General features: G+C 68.5%; 18 protein-coding genes. 7 read left to right on the top strand and 11 right to left on the bottom strand.

What is annotated here, in order from left to right; all coding sequences use genetic code 11:
* Positions 1–2: 2 nt before the first annotated feature.
* The gene (locus ACFFGN_RS08070; protein ID WP_380044731.1) at positions 3–1,817 is read right to left on the bottom strand and encodes an ABC transporter permease; all 1,815 of its coding nucleotides are present in this window, start codon (positions 1,815–1,817) and stop codon (positions 3–5) included.
* Between the two features lie 5 nt (positions 1,818–1,822).
* On the bottom strand, positions 1,823–3,007 hold the full coding sequence (locus ACFFGN_RS08065) for an ABC transporter substrate-binding protein (protein WP_380044730.1): 1,185 nt from the start codon (positions 3,005–3,007) through the stop codon (positions 1,823–1,825).
* Between the two features lie 283 nt (positions 3,008–3,290).
* Between ACFFGN_RS08065 and ACFFGN_RS08060 the strand changes: the two genes are divergently transcribed.
* The 3 genes from ACFFGN_RS08060 (at position 3,291) to ACFFGN_RS08050 (ending at position 6,511) form a co-directional block, all read left to right on the top strand.
* Positions 3,291–4,610 carry a phytase gene (locus ACFFGN_RS08060; RefSeq protein ID WP_380044729.1) on the top strand — a complete coding sequence of 440 codons (1,320 nt, stop codon included), beginning with the start codon at positions 3,291–3,293 and terminating at the stop codon, positions 4,608–4,610.
* A 239-nt stretch (positions 4,611–4,849) separates the two neighbouring features.
* A complete protein-coding gene (locus ACFFGN_RS08055) occupies positions 4,850–5,806 on the top strand; it encodes an inorganic phosphate transporter (RefSeq protein ID WP_380044727.1) in 957 nt (318 codons plus the stop codon).
* Positions 5,807–5,881: 75 nt separating this feature from the next.
* The gene (locus ACFFGN_RS08050; protein WP_380044766.1) at positions 5,882–6,511 is read left to right on the top strand and encodes a DUF47 domain-containing protein; all 630 of its coding nucleotides are present in this window, start codon (positions 5,882–5,884) and stop codon (positions 6,509–6,511) included.
* A gap of 105 nt (positions 6,512–6,616) precedes the next feature.
* Here the strand turns inward: ACFFGN_RS08050 and ACFFGN_RS08045 are convergent, their stop codons facing one another.
* Positions 6,617–7,369: a GntR family transcriptional regulator gene (locus ACFFGN_RS08045; RefSeq protein WP_380044725.1), complete on the bottom strand. Its 753-nt coding sequence runs from the start codon at positions 7,367–7,369 to the stop codon at positions 6,617–6,619.
* 319 nt (positions 7,370–7,688) lie between these two features.
* Between ACFFGN_RS08045 and ACFFGN_RS08040 the strand changes: the two genes are divergently transcribed.
* Positions 7,689–7,997, top strand: a complete 309-nt coding sequence (locus ACFFGN_RS08040) for a hypothetical protein (protein WP_380044723.1) — start codon at positions 7,689–7,691, stop codon at positions 7,995–7,997.
* On the opposite strand, the gene ACFFGN_RS08035 is transcribed toward ACFFGN_RS08040, so the two are convergent.
* From ACFFGN_RS08035 to ACFFGN_RS08020, 4 genes are all read right to left on the bottom strand, one after another.
* Positions 7,975–9,276 (bottom strand): APC family permease, encoded by a 1,302-nt coding sequence (locus ACFFGN_RS08035; RefSeq protein ID WP_380044721.1) that lies wholly within the window; start codon positions 9,274–9,276, stop codon positions 7,975–7,977. The two genes, ACFFGN_RS08040 and ACFFGN_RS08035, sit on opposite strands and share 23 nt — an antisense overlap.
* A 130-nt stretch (positions 9,277–9,406) precedes the next feature.
* Positions 9,407–10,435: a hypothetical protein gene (locus ACFFGN_RS08030; protein WP_380044719.1), complete on the bottom strand. Its 1,029-nt coding sequence runs from the start codon at positions 10,433–10,435 to the stop codon at positions 9,407–9,409.
* Positions 10,432–11,031 carry an RNA polymerase sigma factor gene (locus ACFFGN_RS08025; RefSeq protein ID WP_380044717.1) on the bottom strand — a complete coding sequence of 200 codons (600 nt, stop codon included), beginning with the start codon at positions 11,029–11,031 and terminating at the stop codon, positions 10,432–10,434. The genes ACFFGN_RS08030 and ACFFGN_RS08025 overlap by 4 nt, the downstream gene beginning before the upstream one ends.
* Positions 11,032–11,197: 166 nt before the next feature.
* Complete coding sequence (locus ACFFGN_RS08020) at positions 11,198–11,482, bottom strand: hypothetical protein (protein WP_380044715.1); 285 nt, start codon at positions 11,480–11,482, stop codon at positions 11,198–11,200.
* Positions 11,483–11,588: 106 nt separating this feature from the next.
* Between ACFFGN_RS08020 and ACFFGN_RS08015 the strand changes: the two genes are divergently transcribed.
* Positions 11,589–12,398 carry a serine/threonine-protein kinase gene (locus ACFFGN_RS08015; RefSeq protein WP_380044714.1) on the top strand — a complete coding sequence of 270 codons (810 nt, stop codon included), beginning with the start codon at positions 11,589–11,591 and terminating at the stop codon, positions 12,396–12,398.
* A gap of 62 nt (positions 12,399–12,460) precedes the next feature.
* Here the strand turns inward: ACFFGN_RS08015 and ACFFGN_RS08010 are convergent, their stop codons facing one another.
* From ACFFGN_RS08010 to ACFFGN_RS07995, 4 genes are all read right to left on the bottom strand, one after another.
* A complete protein-coding gene (locus tag ACFFGN_RS08010) occupies positions 12,461–13,330 on the bottom strand; it encodes an ATP-grasp domain-containing protein (RefSeq protein ID WP_380044712.1) in 870 nt (289 codons plus the stop codon).
* A gap of 81 nt (positions 13,331–13,411) precedes the next feature.
* Entirely contained in the window at positions 13,412–14,779 is a 1,368-nt protein-coding gene (locus ACFFGN_RS08005; RefSeq protein WP_380044710.1) for a glycosyltransferase 87 family protein, read from the bottom strand.
* Complete coding sequence (locus ACFFGN_RS08000) at positions 14,776–16,065, bottom strand: DUF2064 domain-containing protein (protein ID WP_380044708.1); 1,290 nt, start codon at positions 16,063–16,065, stop codon at positions 14,776–14,778. The genes ACFFGN_RS08005 and ACFFGN_RS08000 overlap by 4 nt, the downstream gene beginning before the upstream one ends.
* Positions 16,062–16,721 (bottom strand): glycosyltransferase family 2 protein, encoded by a 660-nt coding sequence (locus ACFFGN_RS07995; protein ID WP_380044706.1) that lies wholly within the window; start codon positions 16,719–16,721, stop codon positions 16,062–16,064. Before ACFFGN_RS07995 ends, ACFFGN_RS08000 begins: the two co-directional genes overlap by 4 nt.
* Positions 16,722–16,843: 122 nt before the next feature.
* Here ACFFGN_RS07995 and ACFFGN_RS07990 point away from each other — a divergent pair, with 122 nt between their 5' ends.
* Together ACFFGN_RS07990 and ACFFGN_RS07985 are read left to right on the top strand one after the other, a co-directional pair.
* Complete coding sequence (locus tag ACFFGN_RS07990; RefSeq protein ID WP_380044705.1) at positions 16,844–17,551, top strand: response regulator transcription factor; 708 nt, start codon at positions 16,844–16,846, stop codon at positions 17,549–17,551.
* Positions 17,548–18,687 carry a sensor histidine kinase gene (locus ACFFGN_RS07985; protein ID WP_380044703.1) on the top strand — a complete coding sequence of 380 codons (1,140 nt, stop codon included), beginning with the start codon at positions 17,548–17,550 and terminating at the stop codon, positions 18,685–18,687. The genes ACFFGN_RS07990 and ACFFGN_RS07985 overlap by 4 nt, the downstream gene beginning before the upstream one ends.
* The last annotated feature ends 30 nt before the right edge of the window (positions 18,688–18,717 follow it).

Here is an 18,717-nt window from a genome sequence, read left to right as displayed (position 1 = left end):
GGCTAGCCTCCGAGTCCGGACGCCAGGCTGGTCCTGGTCAGTCGTTGGGTGAGATAGGTGGCGAGGAACGACACCAGCGCGATCACCAGCACGACGGCGTTCGCCATCTGGTCGTAGGCGAAGTCGATCAGGTTGATCGACAGCGTGGTGAGCAACTGCGTGCCGGTGGTGGTGAGCATGATGACGATGCTGAGTTCCTTGATGCCCGAGATGAACGGCAGGATCACGCCGGTCACCAGCGCGCCCTTCTGGATCGGCAGCACGATCCGCCGGACCCGGGTGAACCAGCCGGCGCCGGCGATCTGCGCCGCCTCCTCCGGTTCCCGGCCGAGCTGCGTCATCGCGCTGATTCCCGAGCGCGACGCGTACGGCAGATGCGTGACGGCCAGCACGATCACCAGCAGCGTGATCGATCCGTACAACGCCGGAATCGGTCCACGCTGAACGGCGAACAGCGACAGGAACGCCGCCGCGAAGGCGATTCCCGGAACCAGATAGGGCAGAAAGCTGATCTGGCGCAGGAAACTCGCGATCCGGGAGCCGTCGGACCGAACCACGACGTACCCGACGAGCAGGCCGACCAGTCCGCAGATCAGCGAGGCCAGTCCGACGATGCGCAGGCTGTTCCAGGCGGCGTCGAACAGCTCCGTGCCGCGCAGAATGCCGTGCGGGAAACCGGGCGCGCCCGCGAGGTTGTCCGAGATCCAGTACTTCAGGGTGAAGTTCTCCCGGGTGAAGATGCCCGGTGTCACCGTCACAGTGGACAGCGCGAGCGTGACGACCGGGATCACCACTCCGAGCAGGAAGATGCCGAAGGCAACGGCCGCGGCCGGCCAGCGCCAGCGGCCGAGGTCGGTCAGCCGGTCCATCGCGCCCTTACCGCCGACCGTCACGAACCGGCGCTGTTCGCGCAGCAACCGGGCGTCCGACACGACCACCAGTACGCCGATAGCGACGATCACGGTCGCGATCACGGCGGTGATACCGGGCTCGTGGTTACGCACCGCCGAGAACAACGAGGTGGCCAGTAGGTTGAAGTCCACCGGCAGCCCGAGGATGTACGGCGTACCGAACGTGCCGAGGATGCGCCCGAACACAAGCAGGGTGGACGACGACAGCGACGGCAACATCAGCGGCAGGGTGATCCGGCCGAGCACGGTTCGCTGCCGGGCGCCAAGGATGCGCGCCGAGTCCTCCAACTGCGAGTCGAGCCGCCGCAACGCGTTGCCGAACAACAGCAGCACAAACGGGAAGTAGTGCAGTCCAAGGCAGATCGTGATCGGGAACGCGCCGTACGCCAGCCAGTCCGGCGTTCGCACACCCCAGGCCTCGAGAATGCCGACCTGACCACCTGAACGGTCGTTCTTGAACAACGCCAGCCAGGCCAGCGCAAAGGTCCAAGACGGCAACATGTACGGCACTACCAGAGCCGTCGACAACCACTTGCGGCCGACAACGTTCGTCCGGGTGAGCAGGAAGGCCGCCGTACCACCGAGCAGCAGGGCCAGTACGGTGACGCCGATCGCGACCACCATCGTGTTGACGAGTGGCTGCCAGAACACGATCGAGCTGACCGGCGAGCGGAACACCCGCCACAGGTAGTACCCGGTGAGCTCGCCCGGCGACTGACCGGTCTTCGGCTGGTCGCCGAACTGCACCCGAACGGCGTCGGACAGTACGGCGACCAGTGGCGCGATGACCAGATAGGCCAGTACGGCGATCAGGAGCAGGCCGATCAGCAGGGTCGGCTCGTGCCGGGCGATGCTGAGCCGGTACCGCCAGCGGCGGGTTCGCGTGGCTTTGTTCTCGCGCAGCATCGGTGTCACCGGTGGCTGACGCGCCAGTGGTCCTGCATGGACTGCGCGTTCTCGTAGTCCGTGATCAGGGCGACCGAATCGAACTGCATCAACTGCTTGGACCAGTCGGTCAGCCCGGGCGGATTGTTCTTACTGGCCGGCACCGCCGAGCTACCGGACACGCCACCTGAGCCCATCTCCGGCGTGATGCCCTCTTCGGTGAGCACAAAGCGCATGAACAGCTTGGCCGCGTTCGGGTGCTTCGAGCCGGTCGCGATCGCGCCGAACTTGGGGTACTGGTAGCCGACGTACGGCGCCATCGTGTCGCAGACCTTCATCTGGTAGTTCTTGCCCTTCACATCGCGGAACTTCGCGATCGAGACCAGGCCGATGCGCGGTTCGGTCTGGTTCGGTGAGGCCACGGCGGCGGACACGTCGTCATCGGCCGACGTCAGGATCGGATCGTTTTTCGCGAGCTGCTTGACCCATTCGTGCGCGGCCGACGGTTCGGAGGTGTCGAGATCGCGGCCCGCGGACTGCTTGAACGCATCGCGTAGGGCGGTGTCGTAGCTGCCCGCCATCTGGTTGAACCACTCGATGATGTTCGGTTTGCCGAGCGGATCCTGCAGCGCGACCTTGCCCTTCCACTCCGGCGCGGCCAGGTCCCAGATGTTGTCGATCGGGCAGCCCTGGGGAAACACCTTCGGGTTGTAGATCCACACGTTCGCCTTGGACAGCACCAGCAGCGGGTTGCGGTTGCGCTCGGGAATATTCTCCTGCAGATCGGCCGGGATCCAGGTGTAGACCGTCTGCTGGGGAATCAGCTGGCCGACCAGCGTGGGCCCGTTCTCGTACAGGGTGGCGTCGATGGTGACGTTGCCGGCCTGCGCCTCCCGGGTCATCTTCTCCAGGGTGTCGCCGACGTCGGACTTCACCCCGGTCGCCTTGATGCCGTACTTGGCGGTGAAGGCCTCGGCCACCTTCTTGATGTCACCGGTGCTGTCGTACACGGTGACGCTGCCCTCGGCCTTGGCCGCCGCGATCAGCTTCGCCAGGTCGAAGTCGGCCTCCACCACGGCGGGCGGCAGGGACTGTTCGGCCGCGGGCGAGCCACCTCCCGCGGTGGACGGTGCGCAACCGGCCGTGACCGCCACGATCGCGGCCGTCATCAGCCGGCCGGCCCGGAATGTGCCTGCGGATCTCACCTTCATGTCTCCTCCTGCGTGTCAGCTCTGGCGGGTCCGCGAGCAGGGCTGCGTGCGTTGCCGCGTGCGGTGCTCGGTGCGGTCCAGACGGGGCAGGGCCCGTGCGGCCAGGTGGACAAACCGTTCCGCGAATAAGTCTATATGTCAAGACATAAGAACGTAATCCGGTCAGTTTTCTCAGCCGGGTAAGTGGCCAGAAGGTTACCGCCAGGTGAATGCTTGTTTGTCTAGACATAGTGAGGTAGCTTCCAGCGCATTCCCTCATCTACCGCCCCTCAGGGAGGCAAGGATGTCCAGATTCCGCAGCAGCCGGCGCGGACTCGCGCTCGCGAGTTGTGCCGCCGTCGTCCTGGTGGCCGCCGCACCTCCGGCCACGTCGGCCGGTACCGGCGCCGGCACGATCGCCTCGATCGAGGCCGTCACCGAGACCCCAGCCCAGTTCGACGACGACGCCGGTGGCAACGCCGACGCCGACGATCCCGCCATCTGGCGCAACAACGCCAACCCCGGCCAGAGCCTGGTCATCACCACCGCCAAGGAGGGCGGGCTCAAGGTCTACAACCTGTCCGGCGTACAGGTGCAGGCACTACCGGTACCGCCCGCACCGGCTCCAGGGCTGGAGACCGGCCGGTTCAACAACGTGGACCTGATCAGCGGGGTGCAGTTCCCCGACGGCAAGGCCGACGTGGCCGTGGTGTCCGACCGTGGCCGCGACCGCATCCGCACCTACCGGATCTACCCGGGCCGGCCGTCGGCTCCGCTGACCGACGTCACCGCCGCGAACGCGCCCCGGATGTTCTCCGCCACCGAGGCCGACGTGGAAGACCAGAACACGGCGTACGGCCTCGCGTCGTACACGGACAAGGCCACCGGCAAGCACTACGCGGTAGCCAGCCAGCGCAACCACACCACGATCAAGCTGGTCCAGCTCGTGGTGACGGGCTCGACCATCACGTACGTGCCGGTGCGAACCATCAACCTGCCGGCCTCGTTCGTGCTGCCGAACGGGACGAGGTGGAGCCCGTGCGACGAGCCCGGCTCGACCCCGCAGGTCGAGGGCATGGTCTTCGACGTGCACGCCGGCAAGCTGTACGCCGGTCAGGAGGACGTCGGCATCTGGAAGCTCTCGTCGAACCTGTCGGGCACACCCACCCTGGTCGACAAGGTCCGTTCGTTCGGCGTACCCGGCACGTACGACCCCGAGACCGACGAGTGCACCTACGGCCCGGACCCGGGCTACGGCGGCAAGCGGATCGCGGCCGACGTCGAAGGCCTCACCATCTTCGATGACGGCGACGGCGAGGGCTACCTGCTCGCGTCGAGCCAGGGCGACAACACCTTCGTCGCCTACGACCGCGAGGGCAGCAACCCGTACCTGACCAGCTTCCGGATCGGCGCCGGCCCGGCCGTCGACGGTTCCGAGGAGTGCGACGGCGCGATGGTGTCGAGTGCCTCCTTCGGCAGCGCCTATCCCGACGGCCTACTGGTCGTCCAGGACGGCTTCAACGGCCCGGACGTGCTCGACCCCGAAGGCGAACCCCGCCCCAACACCAACTTCAAGTTCGTCAGCTGGGACGACGTAGCCGACGAAACCCCCCTAGAAGACTAACCCCCCGCCACGCCGCCACGCCGCCACGCCGACACGCCCCCCCGCCCCCCGCCCCCGCCCCCGCCCCCCCCCGCCCCCCCGCCCCCGGCGTGTCGGTATCCCGTTCATCGGGCGCTTGTGACGCGGTGTGTCGGGGTTCATCGGACGCTTGTGACCACTCAAACGTGGAGTGGCGTACGTCGGCTGCCACCGGACGTACGCCACTCCACCCGCTCCGGAGGTGTGCCATCGAAGGCGTTGTGCTGCTCGGTACCGCCCTGGTCTTCGTCTTCATCTGCGGCGCGAACGACGGCGGGGCCCTGCTCGCGCTGGCCACCCGTCACCGGGCCCGGTCCAACCCGCTGGTGTTGCTCGTGCTGGTTGTTGCCGTCGGCATCGGTCCGGCCTTGTTCGGTCTGGCGGTGGCGCGCACGTTCACGCACCGGCTGCTGGCCGGAGCCGGTGACAACGCGCAGACCGCCTTCCTGGTGGCGGCGGCCGTCGCGATCGTGATCGTTTTGACCCTGACCTGGAAGGGGATTCCGACCAGCATCACGCTCGCGTTACTCGGTGCACTCGCGGGCGCGACGGCCGGATTCGGAACCAGGCCGGCTTGGGGTCACCTCGGATTCATCCTGTTGCTCGGGATTCTCGCGCCGCTGGTGGGCCTGGCCGTGGCGTACTTGCTCGGTTCGCTCGTACGACGCTTGCCGGTGCTGCCGCGGATCAGCCGGCTGACGGGCGGCGTACAGCTCCTGGCTTTTGCCGGGCAGAGCCTGGCGTATGCGGCGAACGACGGGCAGAAGATGTTCGCGGTCGTGATCATGGCCGCTGCCGCTCTCGGGCATCCCTTGCTCGGCGGCTTCCAGGTCGGGCCCGCCATCGCGGTCGCGGCGGTTTTCGCGGCCGGTTCGGCGCTGAGTCTGCGCCGGGTCAGCCTTGGCGCGACCACTGGCCTGCTGCGAGCACGGCCCGGGCATGTTATCTCGGCCGAGATCGCCTCGTCGGTCGCGGTATTCGGTAGTGCCGGGGTAGGCGTGCCGGTGAGCATCACCCAGTCGACCACCGGCGGACTGGTCGGCGCGGCGCTGATGGATGGCCATCATCGCGTTCGCTGGCAGTACGCCGTACCGCTTGTCGTGGCGTGGGTCGTCACGCTTCCGGCGGGTTTGGCCGGCGGCGCGCTGGCCGCCGTACTGGTCGAGGGCCTGCTGTGAAGCGGACGCCACGGTTTGTCGAGGGCCTGCTGTGAAGCGGACGCCACGGTTTGTCGAGGATCTGCAGTGAAGCGGATGCGGCGGTTTGTCGACGACCTGTCGGGACGGGCCCAGCATCGCGCGATCGAGGCCCTCGCGGAGCAGATCGGCGCGGCGCTGCGCGGTGTCGAGCTGACCGCTCGGATGACGAGTGGTGAGCTGGAACCGGCCGAAGCCCGGGCGTTGATGTCCGTGCTGGAACACTCCGGCGACGATCTTCGCGCGCAGCTGGTCGCGGAACTCGCGACGGCCTTGACCACGCCGATCGATCGCGAAGACCTGTATCGGTTGTCCCGTTCGGTCGACGATGTGCTGGACAACCTGCGCGACCTGGTTCGGGAGACGGACCTCTACCAGGTGAAGCCCGAGCCTTCGGATCTGGAGGCGTTGCACGCGATCGGTGAAGGCCTCGACCATCTGCAGGTGGCCATGCGGAAGTTGTCGCGGCGTCCGGCGGAGGTGACCCAGTCGACCCTGGCGGCGCGAAAGTGCGCGGGTCGCGTGCGGCAGCTCTACCAGGCGGCGCTGGCGGAGCTGTTCCAGCAGGAGTTGTCGATCTGGCTGCTGAAACGCCGCGAACTACTCCGCCGCCTCGACGTCATCGGCCTCCGCCTAGGCGAATGCGCCAACGCCCTGTCCGACGCCATGCTCAAACGCTCCCACTAGCCCCTGGTTCAGCCGCCAGGCGCGGTCACAAGGGTCCGATGAACGGCGACACGCCTGGTAACAAGCGTCCGATGAACGGGTGACGACACGCCGGGCGGGGGCGGGTTAGTCGCGGGCTACGGAGATGTCGATGGAGTAGAGGGCGGCGCTGTAGAGGTCGCGGCCGAATTCGACTGGCCGGCCGGCCTGGTCGTAGGCGGTGCGGTTGACGGTGAGCAGGGTGGCGCCGCGAGGTTGGGCGAGGAGTTCCGCTTCGGCCGTGGTGGCTCGGCGGGCGCTGACGGTCTGGTCGGCGCTGCGGATCTCGGTGCCCTTGCTGCGCAGCAACTGGTACAGCCCTTGGCGTTTCAGGCCGGCCTCGGTCACGCCGAGATCGCGGAGCACGTGGTTTCGCAGGATGGCGAGTGGCTCGTCCCCGGCGAAGCGCAACCGGCGCAGCGACAGCACGTCGGCGCCCACCTCCAAACCGAGGGCGGTCGCAACCTCCGGGGGAGCGGGCACGACCTCGTACGACAGGACCTGCGTGCTCGGGTGGCGTCCGGCCTGCTCCAGGTCCTCGTACAGGCTGGTCATCTCGACCTTGCGGCGGACGCGGTTATGGATCACCGTCGTACCGACACCGCGTTTGCGGGCGAGATAGCCCTTGTCCACCAGGTATTGCATGGCCTGGCGGATGGTCGGACGCGCCAGGCCGAGCTGGGACGCGATGACCACCTCGTTGTCGAGCATCGAGCCGGTGGGGATCTCCCCGGACTCGATCAGGTCCTGAAGGCGTTGCGCGACCTGGAAGTACAGCGGCACGGGACTCGACCGGTCCAGGGAGATGACCTGGCCGAGCGGTAACGCGGGTTTGTCCACTGTCGCCTCAGCTCCGGAACGTACAAGCAATCTGACACCCGCAGTTTGTCATGATGTCAGTATCAATGGCCCACCACCCGCCGCGGCACGCGGTCGGCGCCGAGGCCGACGGAAACCTGCTGCAGCATGTGACCGCCGCGAAACTGAAGTTACAAGGCGGCCCGCCGTACCGAAGGAGCAGCCGTGCCTTGGCGAGAACGGGGCACATTGGGAGTTCCCCGAGCGCCAACCCGAGAAGTGGCCGCGGGAGCGTTCGATCGAGCACGAGACGCTCACTCCGGTCATCGGTACGGCCTGTCCGCCGAAGGGCCTGTCCGGGGTGATTCGCCGGTACTCGTACCGCCGGTTCAGCGAGGGCCGCGCCGCGCATTGGCTGCTCCTACCGGCCGCGGATCGGGTGGATGCGGTGGAGAGCACCGTGCGGTCGTTCGCCACCTTGCGTCCGGACAACCCGTTGACCGAAACCGGTTTGCGCAGTGAGTTCACCCATCACGGGCTGAGATCCCGGACCGGCCAGAAACGCGCCGACCTGGCTCATCAGCCGCTCGACCCCGTCATCGTCGTGGCGCCTTGGCTGGTGGCGGGCGGCGCGGTGTTCTTGCTGGTCAGGAAGGCGATTCGGCGGTAGCCCGCTGCTTGTTGCGCGCGGCAACCAGGCCGAGTACCAGGCCGACCGCCAGCAGGATGCCGCCGCGCAACCAGACGCCGGCCTCGATCCGGGTGAACAGCAGCAGGCAGGAACCGATGCCCAGCACGGGAATGATCGTCGGCGCACGGAAGTGGTCTTCGTCGACGGTCTCCCGGCGCAATACCAGTACGGCGGTGTTGACCGCGAGGAACACGATCAGCAGCAACAAGACCAGTGTGGACGCCAGTTCCGCCACCTGGCCGGTCAGCGCCAATACCAGTGAAAGGCTCGTGGTCACGAGGACGGCGAGCCACGGAGTACGGCGCTGAGGCAACAACCGGGACAATACCTTCGGCAGCAGCCCGTCGCGCGCCATGCCGTACGCCAGCCGCGACGACATGATGCCGGTCAGCAACGCGCCGTTCGCCACCGCGACCAAGGCGATCGCGCTGAAGACCCAGGTCGGTACGCCGCCCGCGGCGCGAACCACCTCGAGCAACGGGCCACTCGATTCCGCCAGGGTGCTGGTAGGAACCACCGCTGAGGTGACGAGACCGATCGCCAGGTAGACCACTCCAGCGGTGGCCAGTGCTCCGAACAGCGCCCGCGGGTACGACCGGCGCGGGTCCTTCGTTTCCTCGGCGATGTTGACCGAGGTCTCGAAGCCGACGAACGAGTAGTACGCGAGCACGGCACCGCTCAAGGTCGCGGCGACGGCACCCGTCTCGCCGCTGCCGATCTCGGTGAGCCGGCCGAGGTCGCTGTCGCCGCGGGCGATCACCCAGCAGCCCAGGCCCACGATCAGCAGCAGTCCGGTCACCTCGATCATCGTCGCGACCACGTTCGCGCGCAGCGAGTCCTTGATGCCGTAGATGTTGAGCGCGGCCAACGCTGCCAGGAAAACGATGGCCACTATCGCGGTCGGCGCGGTGAAGAACTCGGTCAGGTATTCGCCGCCGAAGGCGCGAGTGAGTGCGCCGACCGAGACCAGGCCGGCCGCCAGCATGCAGAAGCCGACCGCGAACCCGGCGAGTGGCCCGAACGCCCGATGGGTGTAGTGCGACGCGCCACCCGCACGTGGGTACTTCGTGGCCAGTTCGGCGTACGACGTGGCGGTTAGCAGGGCGAGCAACAACGCGAGCACCAGGGGCAGCCAGACGGCGCCGCCGGATTCGCCGGCGATTTCGCCGATCAGCACGTAGACGCCGGCGCCGAGCGTGTCGCCGAGGATGAACAGGTACAGCAGGGGTGTGGTCACCTCACGGCGAAGCGATGGCACGGTCTACCTCCAGTTTCGGCTGGCAGCCCAGTACCCGCGATCGCGTTCGTCAGTCAGCCTTACCACCCAAGGCTGGTTGCCGATGGCAAAGAAGCCTTGCGCGAAGTGCGCAGGGCTCCTTTGACCGGCGTTACTTGCAGCCGAGCCTCGACCTGTAGTTGCCCGGGTCCTTGCCGGCGGCGATCAAGCCCACCAAGTCCCACAGCACGGCAGAGTAATCGCCGTCCTTGGCCATCTCCTTGAGGACTTTCCAGTTCCGGCTGGTGTTCATCGCCTGGACGGATGCCTGCATTCCGGCGGCGTCGCCGGCCTTCCTGGCCTTGACCCACTTGTCGACCCACAGGCAGGTAACCGCTCCACTGACGTCGGCCCCAAGGTGGTACCGGTCGTTCGGCGCGCCCTGGTAGAGCTTCTCGCGGTTGAGCCCGGCCGGAATCGGGACATCGGCCAGCATCTCGCCGACCACGACTTCCACCTCGGACGGCTTTACGACGCTGCCTGGCAAGGCGTCCACCCAGGCATTGCTGTCCACCACGTACAGCTTGGACAGCAACTCGCGGAACTCCTTCTCCGTCCCGCCGGACCCGCGGATCTCGAGGAAGTGCTTGCCCTTCGGTGGCAGCATGGCGGCGTGGTCACGCGCGCTGTAGTTGAACACCGAACCCTGCTGGCCGAGCAGCTCGATCGGCTTGGGCGCACTCACGTCGGCGCGGTCGTCGTAGTACGACTTGTACAGCTCCGCGGCGCGCCAATGCACACTCAGATCCTTCTTGCCGTTCTTGAAGTCCAGTTCACCACCGTCGAAGGTCCCACCGCTGATGAACTGGTCGATCTTCCATCCGGGGGCGTTCAGCAACAGGCGCTGGGCGCCGTCTGTCCGAACCTGGGCGGACCCGATGCTGCCGGCTGGCCCTGGGGCCGGCTGGGCGGAGCCGAGGGGCAGCAGTTGAGATGCGAGTACGGCGATGGTGGCGACCGCGGCGGCGGCCAGCACCATGGCGCGGCGGCCGCTCGGTTTGCGCTGAGGGGTGGGCTCGGCGGTGATCATGATCTCCTCCAGCAGGTCGGACTCGGCGTCGTCGATCGGCAACTGCCGGACCGTGTTCTCGCCGAACGGGTTGGCCTGCGCGATCAGGCGGCTGAGCTGGTCGTCGTTCATCGCTCCTCCTGAGCCGGTCGCGCGTGCGGTTCATCCCGTACATGTCCGTCTGCGTCGAAAGCGTCTCCGAGCAACTTGCGTAGTCGGGTCCGGGCCCGATGCAGGCGGGTCCGGACCGTACGCGCGGGAACACCGAGCACGATCGCGACCTCTCGCGGATCGAGCCCTTCCCAGCCGGTCAGCATCAGCAGTTCGCGATCGCTTTCGCCGAGCCGGGCCATTGCCGCCCGCACCACGGTGTTCGAGTCGATCGAATCGGTCGGGTCCGGGGCGACCTGGACCAGTTGCAGGCGAAGGCGCTCGCCCAGCCGGTCGCGCCGGGCCTGCCCGCGCCGGTGGTTCGCGAGCACCCGCCGCGCGACGCCGTACAGCCAGAGCCGGGCGGTGCCGTCGATCGGCACCTCGTCGATCCGCCGCCAGGCCACGAGCATCGTCTCCGCCACGATGTCCGAGGCGTCCTCCGGCGAGCACACCCGGCGCAGGGCGAAGCCGAGCAGATCGCGGGAGTTCCCGGCGAACAGCTCGCGGAATCTGAGTTCCTGGTCCGTCACGGCCCGTAACGGCGCGAGACGTGGTGGACTCGGCGTACTCGTCATACTCCGACCATGTCCGGCAGTATGCCGATCGTTACAGGTCAGTTCCCGGCCGTACGCCGACAGGGCTGAGCCCGCCGCTTCGGGTGCGACGGGCTCAGGACCTCCGACGTCCTGAGCGGGTACGACGGCCAGGCCGCCGTACCGGCTCAAGGCGCGTCGTACGGGCTCAGGGGGTGCGGTTGGGTGGGTCTGCCGCTTCGGGGCCGCCGGGGTGGAAGTCGGCCGGGTCGGAGTTGCCGTGCTCCGGCACGTTGTCGGCGTTCTCCGCGGTCCGGGCGGCCTGCCCGCGGGGTGAATGCGGCTGAGCGCCCTCGTCGTGCTCGATATCGGCCTTGCCGAGCAGGCTCTCGTCCACCGTGCCGGTCCGTTCGAGTTCGGCGTTCACGTCGCTGTCGGTGACCGTTCGCGGTTTCTCGCCGGGCGGATACCGGCCGTCTGCTGTCAGTCCCATCAGGGATCACCTCTCTCTCGACCGTCCGGTACCCGCCCCGCGCGACGACAACCAGCCCGGCGCAAATCGGTCGCGGCAGCGGCGGGCGGTCGCTAGGGTCGGTCGGATGTTCCCTGCCGCGATCGAAATCCAGCCGGCCGAGTACGTCGAGCAGCTCGGCCGGGTCTTCGCCCGGTTCGGGGCGGATACGCAGGACTCGGGCAACGTGTCGTACGGCGTGGAGACTCCGGCCGGGCGGTACTTCCTCAAGACCGCGGGGGATCCGGCCGACCAGGCGCCGTACCTCGACTTCGACGGCCGGGTGGCTCTGCTGCGCAACGCCGTCCGTATCGCCGAGGCGGTTCCGCATCCGCTGGTACCTGAGCTGCACGCGGTGATCGAGTCACCCGGTGGTCCCGTACTGGTCTACGAGTGGCGCGATGGCGAGCACTTGGGGACCACCCGGGAGCGGCGGGACGATCCGGCCACGGCGTACCAGCGGTTCCGCTCGTTGCCGGTGGGCGAGATTCTGACTGCACTAGACGCGTTGTTCGAACTGCATGCGCGGATCACGAGCGCGGGGTGGGTTGAGGGTGACTTCTACGACGGGTGCCTGTTGTACGACTTCACGCGTCGGCGGTTGACCGTGATGGACCTCGACACCTACCACTTCGGTGCCTACCGCAACGACATGGGCCGGATGTTCGGCGCGCGCCGGTTCATGGCGCCGGAGGAGTTCTCCCTCGGCGCGCCGATCGACGACCGCACCACCGCCTACGTGCTGGCCCGCGCGGTGTTGGTCTTCCTATCGGACGGCACTCTGGACCGCTCGCCCTTCCGCGGTAACGACGCCCTTTACGCCGTCACCCAAGAGGCCGTCACCACCCGTTTCCCCTCCTACGAAGCCTTCCACCAGGCCTGGCTCGCCGCCCGTTAGGCGCGGGGACTGTTCGAACCCCCGCGATCTGGCACCTTGCCTGTGGCTAGCCGCTTGGGTGGTCAGGCGCTGAGGCGGGTGGTGACTACGTCGGCGAAGCGGGTATAGGCGGCCGGGTGGTCCGGCAGGAACAGGTAGGGCTCGATCAGCTCGGCCTCCATCAGCAGGAACCGGCCACCGGCCATGATGCCGTCGATGCGCGCGTACACCGGCGGTACGCGTACGTCGAGCGACGCGAGCGTGCGCTCGGCGACCTCCAGGGCGGCGGGCGGGGGCTCGATCGCCTCGGACGTGCCGCCGAACTCCTGCTGGATCCGGAAGTCGCCGTCGGCCGCGCGCTTGAGCACCGCGTGGCTGAACTGGCCGTCGAAGTACAGCAGCGACCACTCGCCGTCGGCGGTGACCTCGCGCTGGAACGGCTGCACCAGGTACGCGCCATCCGGCAGCTTGTCCAGCTCGGCGGCCAGTTCCGCGCTGCCGGCGATACCGCGCACGGTGTGCGTCGCGCTCGCGCTGACCGTCGGCTTGACCACGATCTCCTGGCCGGTCAGGCCGCCGACCACCTCACGCAGACAGGCGCCGGCCGCGACCTGCGTTGGCACGATCGCGACACCCTTTTCGCGCAGTTCCAGTAGGTAGCGCTTGTCCGCGTTCCACCGGACCAGGGCGCTGTCGTTCAGCAGGCGCACGCCCGCCTTGTCCAGCTGCCCGAGCCATTCGGTGAACTCGAGATAGCGCTTGTGGTAGTCCCAGATCGAGCGCAGCAGCACCGCGTCGTACGACGACCAGTCGATCGAGGGATCGGTCCAGACCACCGGCACCGCGTCGAGACCGGCCTCGCGCAGGGCGGCCAGCAACGGGAGGTCGTCCTCGTGCAACTGGGCGTGCTCGGCGGAGGTGGCCAGGGCTAGGCGCGGAAGACGGTCGGACACGGAAGGGCCTTTCACTCAGACGTTCGTTCGCCGCCTCACAACGCGACGGCCTCCCAGTGTTGGCGCCGTTGGCCACCCGGGTCAAACCGGATTCGCCGTATTCGGACGCTCCGTGTGAGCGCGAACACGGCGGGTGGATCGTACCGCCGTCGCGGTGACCACGATCACGGCCGCGGCCAGGTAGATCAGACCCTGCCGGGGCCCGTCGGTGTAGTTCACGTACGCCGCGTAGGCCGCCGTCGGTACGACGAGCCACTCGGGCCGCGTCGCGAGTACGGCGAGCGCGATCAGCGGGAGGCCGTACCACGGATAGGCGGGCGTGGTGAGCAGCAGCGCCGCGCCGTACAGCCAGCAGCAGGTGACCGCGACGGGTTCGCGGCCGAACTGGCGGACCGCCACGACGGCGAGGGCCAGCGCTATCGCGGCGGCGGCGAACTGGCGAAGTTCCGGCGGTAGCACCAGGCCGAGCAGCGACGAGCGCTCGGTGAAGTTCTCCTGGGTGAGATAGCCAGGGAGGAATCCGATCACCAGACTGCCCGAGACGAGCAGGTAGGGCAGGTACGACGCGACAAAGGTGCCAACGGCAACAAACGGCGCGGCTAGTTCGCGACGGCGCAGGCTGGTGAATGCCGGCAGCAACAAAAGCGGCAGCAACTTCACGCTCGCGGCGGCACCCACCAGTACGCCGGCCGCGAACGGACGCCGGGCGGCAACGATGACGGCGGCAACGAGCAGGAATGCAGCGAGAACGTCGACATGAGCCGCGCTACCGGTTTCCAGGACGACCATCGGGGACCAGCCCCACAGCACCGCCCAGCGAGGATCGCGGCCGCCGGCCTTCAGCGCCCAGGCGAGCAGCCAGGTGAGCAGTACGGCGATCGCGGCCGAGGCCAACTGCAACCCGAACGTACCGGCCTGCCAAGGAGTGACCAGCGCGACCGTGGCGAAGTACGCCTGCGCCACCGGTGGGTAGATCGTCGGCACCCGCGGCCGGTTGATCTTCGTGCGCGGGTCGTCCTTCGCCAGGTCGATCAGGCCGGCCTCGTCGGCGGGCACTCGCGGTGGTCCGGTCACGCCGGAGCGGTCGTTCGCGCCGAGGCCGGGGAAGAGCAGTGGATCGCGCAGCTGCGCAAGCTCGTCGTCGAGCGGCACATGGGCATACGGGGAAGTGCCAGATATCGAGACTCGGCCATCCCAGACATAGCGGTACGCGTCGGTGCTGGACAGCGGCGGCATGGTCAGACCAGGCAGTTGGCACAATGCGGCGCCCGCAAGCAATGTGATCACGACGTGCCGCCCGGGTGGCTGCCGGGTAACGACGAGGGCGATACCGGCTATGGCCACAGTTGCCCCGAGCAACACCGAGGTCGGCCACCAGCTGTTGGCGGTGGCAACGATCGTCCCGGCGCAGATCGTTGCCGCGAGCAAAGCGCCAAGTCCGAACCTCATCCGCCCACCCGCGCAACGCGGTGGGAGCCGCAGCGGCGGAAGGTGAGAAAAGCCCGGCCGTCCGCGCGCCAGTCCTCCGTGGCCAGCAGGTCGGCCGCAAGCGCATGCCTCAGGACCGCCAGACTGCCAACCCGTGCCCAAGGCAACGGCGTCGAGCGGCGGCCGGTGCCCGGGCTGTGCAGCACGATCGGACCCGACTCGTCGAGGCTGTCGTCGGGATCGACCTCGACCAGCACCAGGCCCTCCGGCCGGACCAGTTCGGCGCACCGGCGCAGCAGTTCGCCGGGCGCGCCCCCGATGCCGATGTTCCCGTCCATCAGCAACACCGTGCCCCAACGGCCCTCGCCCGGCAGCGGCTCCTGCACCGGTCGCCGCAAGGCCGGCGCGCCCTGCCTGGTGGTGAGCAGTACGGCCTGGGCCGACACGTCCACGCCGAGGGCCGGAATTCCCCGTTCGGCCAAGGCGGTCACGATCCGGCCGGGTCCACACCCGATGTCGAGCACCGGCCCTTCGCAACGGCTCAGCGCGAGCCGGTCGACCGCATCGGCCGGCGCGTTCCACCGATCCACCTCCGCCAAGCCCGGGACGGCGCGTCCATCGGAGCCGAAGGCAACAACCGGTTCCCCGCCGAGCGCCCGTTCGAACAACATGGCGGGATGAGCCGAACGCTGCAGCCGTCGGTGCAACCGCGACATTCGCAGCCCGGGATAGGTGGTTGCCACGGCCATCGCGTCCGCTGGCGTATCCACGTCGCGCAGCGTCGGCAACAGCCGCACGTTGTAGCCGAGGGCAACCAATTGATCCAGCTGGTCGGCGCCGGTGTGGTCGGTGGACATCGGCACCCGATCGAACACGCGTCGATCCGGATGCCGCAGCCCGATCGTCCAGTAACCGCCGTCATCGGTCAGGCCCAGGACCGCGTCGTACCCGGTCCAGTCGGGTTTGAGGAGTTCCGACGTGAGCTGCGGCGTATCCATCCCGACCAGCAGCATCGGTTCACCCTCGTACGCATCCTCGAAAGCGGCCGCCAGCCGTTCGGCGAGGCCTTCGCCGCGTTGCGGCACAACCTCGAACTCCGGTGGCAGCCACGGACCGGCCCTGCCGTCGAGAGCCAGCACGGTACGACGTACGGGTTGCTCGGTGGCGGCGGCCGCCCGAACGGCCTGCAGGGTGTCGGTCAGGGCCGCGCGGGCGAGCGCGGCGGCCTCCGCGGGGGTGAAACCGGTTTGCAGGCGCGTCTTGACTCGCCCCGGCACGGGCTCCTTCGCGATCACGATGTAGGTCATCCGGCGAGGACCTTGCTCATGTCGAGAACCGCCCGGGCGGCACCGAGCGGCGTGCCGGTCACCTTCGAACGGCCGGACCGCGGCAGGTAGTCCACCTCGACTTCGGCGATCCGCCATCGCGCGTCGGCCGCTCGTACCACCGTCTCCAGGGGATAGCCCGAACGACGATCGGTGATCCCCAGGCCGAGAAGTCCCTCCCGCCGGGCCGCCCGCATCGGACCCAGGTCGCGCAACGTCAGGCCCGTACGGCGGCGGATGCGGCGGGAGAGCTCGGCGTTCGCGAGGCGTAAGTGCCACGGCCAGGCCTGGCGCGAAACCGGTTTGCGGCGGCCGAGCATCAGGTCCACCTCGCCCGCCTGGACCGGCGCGATGACCCGGTCGAGCTGGCGTGGATCGAGCGAGGCGTCCGCGTCGAGGAAGGCCACGATCTTTGCGGTCGAGGCCTCCAGCCCCGCGTGGCAGGCGGCGCCGTACCCCTTGAGGTCGCAGTGGACCACCGTCGCGCCATGGGCGGCAGCGATCGTGGCGGAGCCGTCGGTGGAGCCGTTGTCGACCACGATCGCCCGTACGCCGGTGGGCAGGCGGCCGAGGACCCAGGGCAGGGCGGCGGCCTCGTTGAGGCAGGGCAGTACGAGGTCGATCGTCGGTTCGGGCACTCTTCGACGGTAGGTACGGCGCGGCCCGGGTGGGGCCTGGACGCGATGACGGCTCGCTTACGTACGCCGGGAGAAGTCGCAATGGGCGGTGAGATGCGGTCGGGAGGTTCTACGCTCAGACCGTGGCTACTCGCGTGCTCATCGTGGATGACGACCCGACCGTGTCGAACGTCGTCTCCGCCTATCTGACCAAGGCCGGCTACGAGGCTCGGGTGGTCGCCGACGGCCTGCAGGCGGTTGAAGCCTGGCAACAGTGGCGGCCGTCGGTAGTGGTCCTGGACGTGATGCTGCCTGGCCTGTCCGGACTGGAGGTGTTGCGCCGTATGCGCGCTGCAGACGACGGCGCGGCCGTGATCATGTTGTCGGCCCGGGGCGAGGAAGAAGACCGTCTAGTCGGGCTGGAGTTCGGTGCCGACGACTACGTGGTCAAGCCGTTCAGCCCGCGCGAGATCACCCTGCGCGTGCAGGCTCTGTTACGCCGTGAGGAACGCCTAGGCGGGCAGACGCTGACGCCGAAGAAGCTGGCCTGTGGGCCCGTTGCACTCGATACGGCGGCCCGGACGGCTTCCCTGGCGGGTGAACCGTTGTCGCTGACGCACCGGGAGTTCGACCTGCTGGCCTTTCTGGTCGGTCATCCGGGCGAAGCCTTCACCAAGGCGGAGTTGCTGCGCCGCGTCTGGGGCTGGGACTTCGGCGACTCGTCGACGGTGACCGTGCACGTCCGCCGGCTGCGGGAGAAGATCGAGCACGATCCGTCCGATCCCCGGCTGGTGCTCACCGTGCCGAGAACCGGTTATCGCTTCGCGGCCGAGGAGGAGCCGGCCGGATGAAGGACATGTTCACGATTCTCGCCTTCACCACTCTGACCACGGCGGTGGTGGCGGCGCTCGGCGTACTGCTGCTGTGGCGGGTCCGGCGGCGCTCGTTACGCGTCACCATGATCGTGGCCGCGCTGGTTCCGATGGCCGCGGCACAAGCGGCCGTGATGCAGAACGTACGGGCCATGTTCATCTCCAGCCACGACTCGCTGGTGGTGATGTGGACGCTGGCCTTCGCCGCCCTGCTGGGCATCGGCCTGGCGATCCTGCTCGGCCACTGGATCACCGCGGGCTCTCGCGACGTCGGCCGCCGGCTTCGCGGTCTGGCCGACGACACGGGATCCGTGGCGGAGCAGCCGGCTCTGGCGGTTCCCGCTGAGCTGGCCGAGCTGTCGGACGAGCTGGAGAAGACCCGGCAGCGCCTGTCGGCCTCCCGCGAGCGCGAACGCGCGCTCGAGGCCAGTCGCCGTGAGCTCGTCGCCTTCATGTCGCACGATCTCCGTACGCCGCTCGCGGGACTGCGGGCGGTTTCGGAAGGCCTGGAGGACGGGGTCGTCGAGGATGTGCCCGGCGCGCTGCGGCAGATGCGCACCACGGTGGACCGGATGACCGGGCTGGTGGACGACCTGTTCGAGTTGTCCCGCCTGTCGGCCGCTCCGGCGCCACGCCGGCGTTCGGCGGTCAGCCTGCGGGAGCTCGTGGAGGATGTCGCGGGGGAGACCGTGGAGCACGCCCGCGCCTACGGCGTCGTACTGGCGGTTGATACGCCCGCCGGGGACGACCGGCTCGCCGTACACGGTGACGCGGACGAACTGACTCGCGCGGTGACGAACCTGGTCGGCAACGCGATTCGCCATACCGATGAAGGCGGTACGGTCCGGCTTGCGGTGGATCGGGACAGCGACGGGCGGATCCGCCTCGCGGTCACCGACGGCTGCGGCGGCATTCCGCCGGACGACCTGGACCGGGTGTTCGACATCGGCTGGCGCGGTGACCTGCAGCGAACCCCCTCCGACAACGGCGGCGGCCTCGGCCTGGCCATCGCCCGCGGCGTGGTCGAGTCCCACGACGGCCGAATCGCCGTCTCCAACATCGAGGGCGGCTGCGCCTTCGAAGTCCACCTCCCACCCATCCCCGCCCCGGCCTAACCCCGCGCGCCCGCCGGACCACCGCTCGAC

The organism is Kribbella deserti (genome assembly GCF_042434725.1).
In the GTDB taxonomy this organism is placed as follows: Bacteria; Actinomycetota; Actinomycetes; order Propionibacteriales; family Kribbellaceae; genus Kribbella; species Kribbella deserti.
Note: the sequence above shows the minus strand (reverse complement) of the source record. Positions and strands in the feature narration are given on the sequence as shown.

Bases quoted from the DNA above. Each gene is read 5' to 3' on its own strand.
- ACFFGN_RS08070 (WP_380044731.1), bottom strand. From the start codon at position 1,817: ATGCTGCGCGAGAACAAAGCCACGCGAACCCGCCGCTGGCGGTACCGG.
- ACFFGN_RS08065 (WP_380044730.1), bottom strand. From the start codon at position 3,007: ATGAAGGTGAGATCCGCAGGCACATTCCGGGCCGGCCGGCTGATGACG.
- ACFFGN_RS08060 (WP_380044729.1), top strand. From the start codon at position 3,291: ATGTCCAGATTCCGCAGCAGCCGGCGCGGACTCGCGCTCGCGAGTTGT.
- ACFFGN_RS08050 (WP_380044766.1), top strand. From the start codon at position 5,882: ATGCGGCGGTTTGTCGACGACCTGTCGGGACGGGCCCAGCATCGCGCG.
- ACFFGN_RS08030 (WP_380044719.1), bottom strand. From the start codon at position 10,435: ATGAACGACGACCAGCTCAGCCGCCTGATCGCGCAGGCCAACCCGTTC.
- ACFFGN_RS08025 (WP_380044717.1), bottom strand. From the start codon at position 11,031: ATGACGAGTACGCCGAGTCCACCACGTCTCGCGCCGTTACGGGCCGTG.
- ACFFGN_RS08020 (WP_380044715.1), bottom strand. From the start codon at position 11,482: ATGGGACTGACAGCAGACGGCCGGTATCCGCCCGGCGAGAAACCGCGA.
- ACFFGN_RS08015 (WP_380044714.1), top strand. From the start codon at position 11,589: ATGTTCCCTGCCGCGATCGAAATCCAGCCGGCCGAGTACGTCGAGCAG.
- ACFFGN_RS08005 (WP_380044710.1), bottom strand. From the start codon at position 14,779: ATGAGGTTCGGACTTGGCGCTTTGCTCGCGGCAACGATCTGCGCCGGG.
- ACFFGN_RS08000 (WP_380044708.1), bottom strand. From the start codon at position 16,065: ATGACCTACATCGTGATCGCGAAGGAGCCCGTGCCGGGGCGAGTCAAG.
- ACFFGN_RS07985 (WP_380044703.1), top strand. From the start codon at position 17,548: ATGAAGGACATGTTCACGATTCTCGCCTTCACCACTCTGACCACGGCG.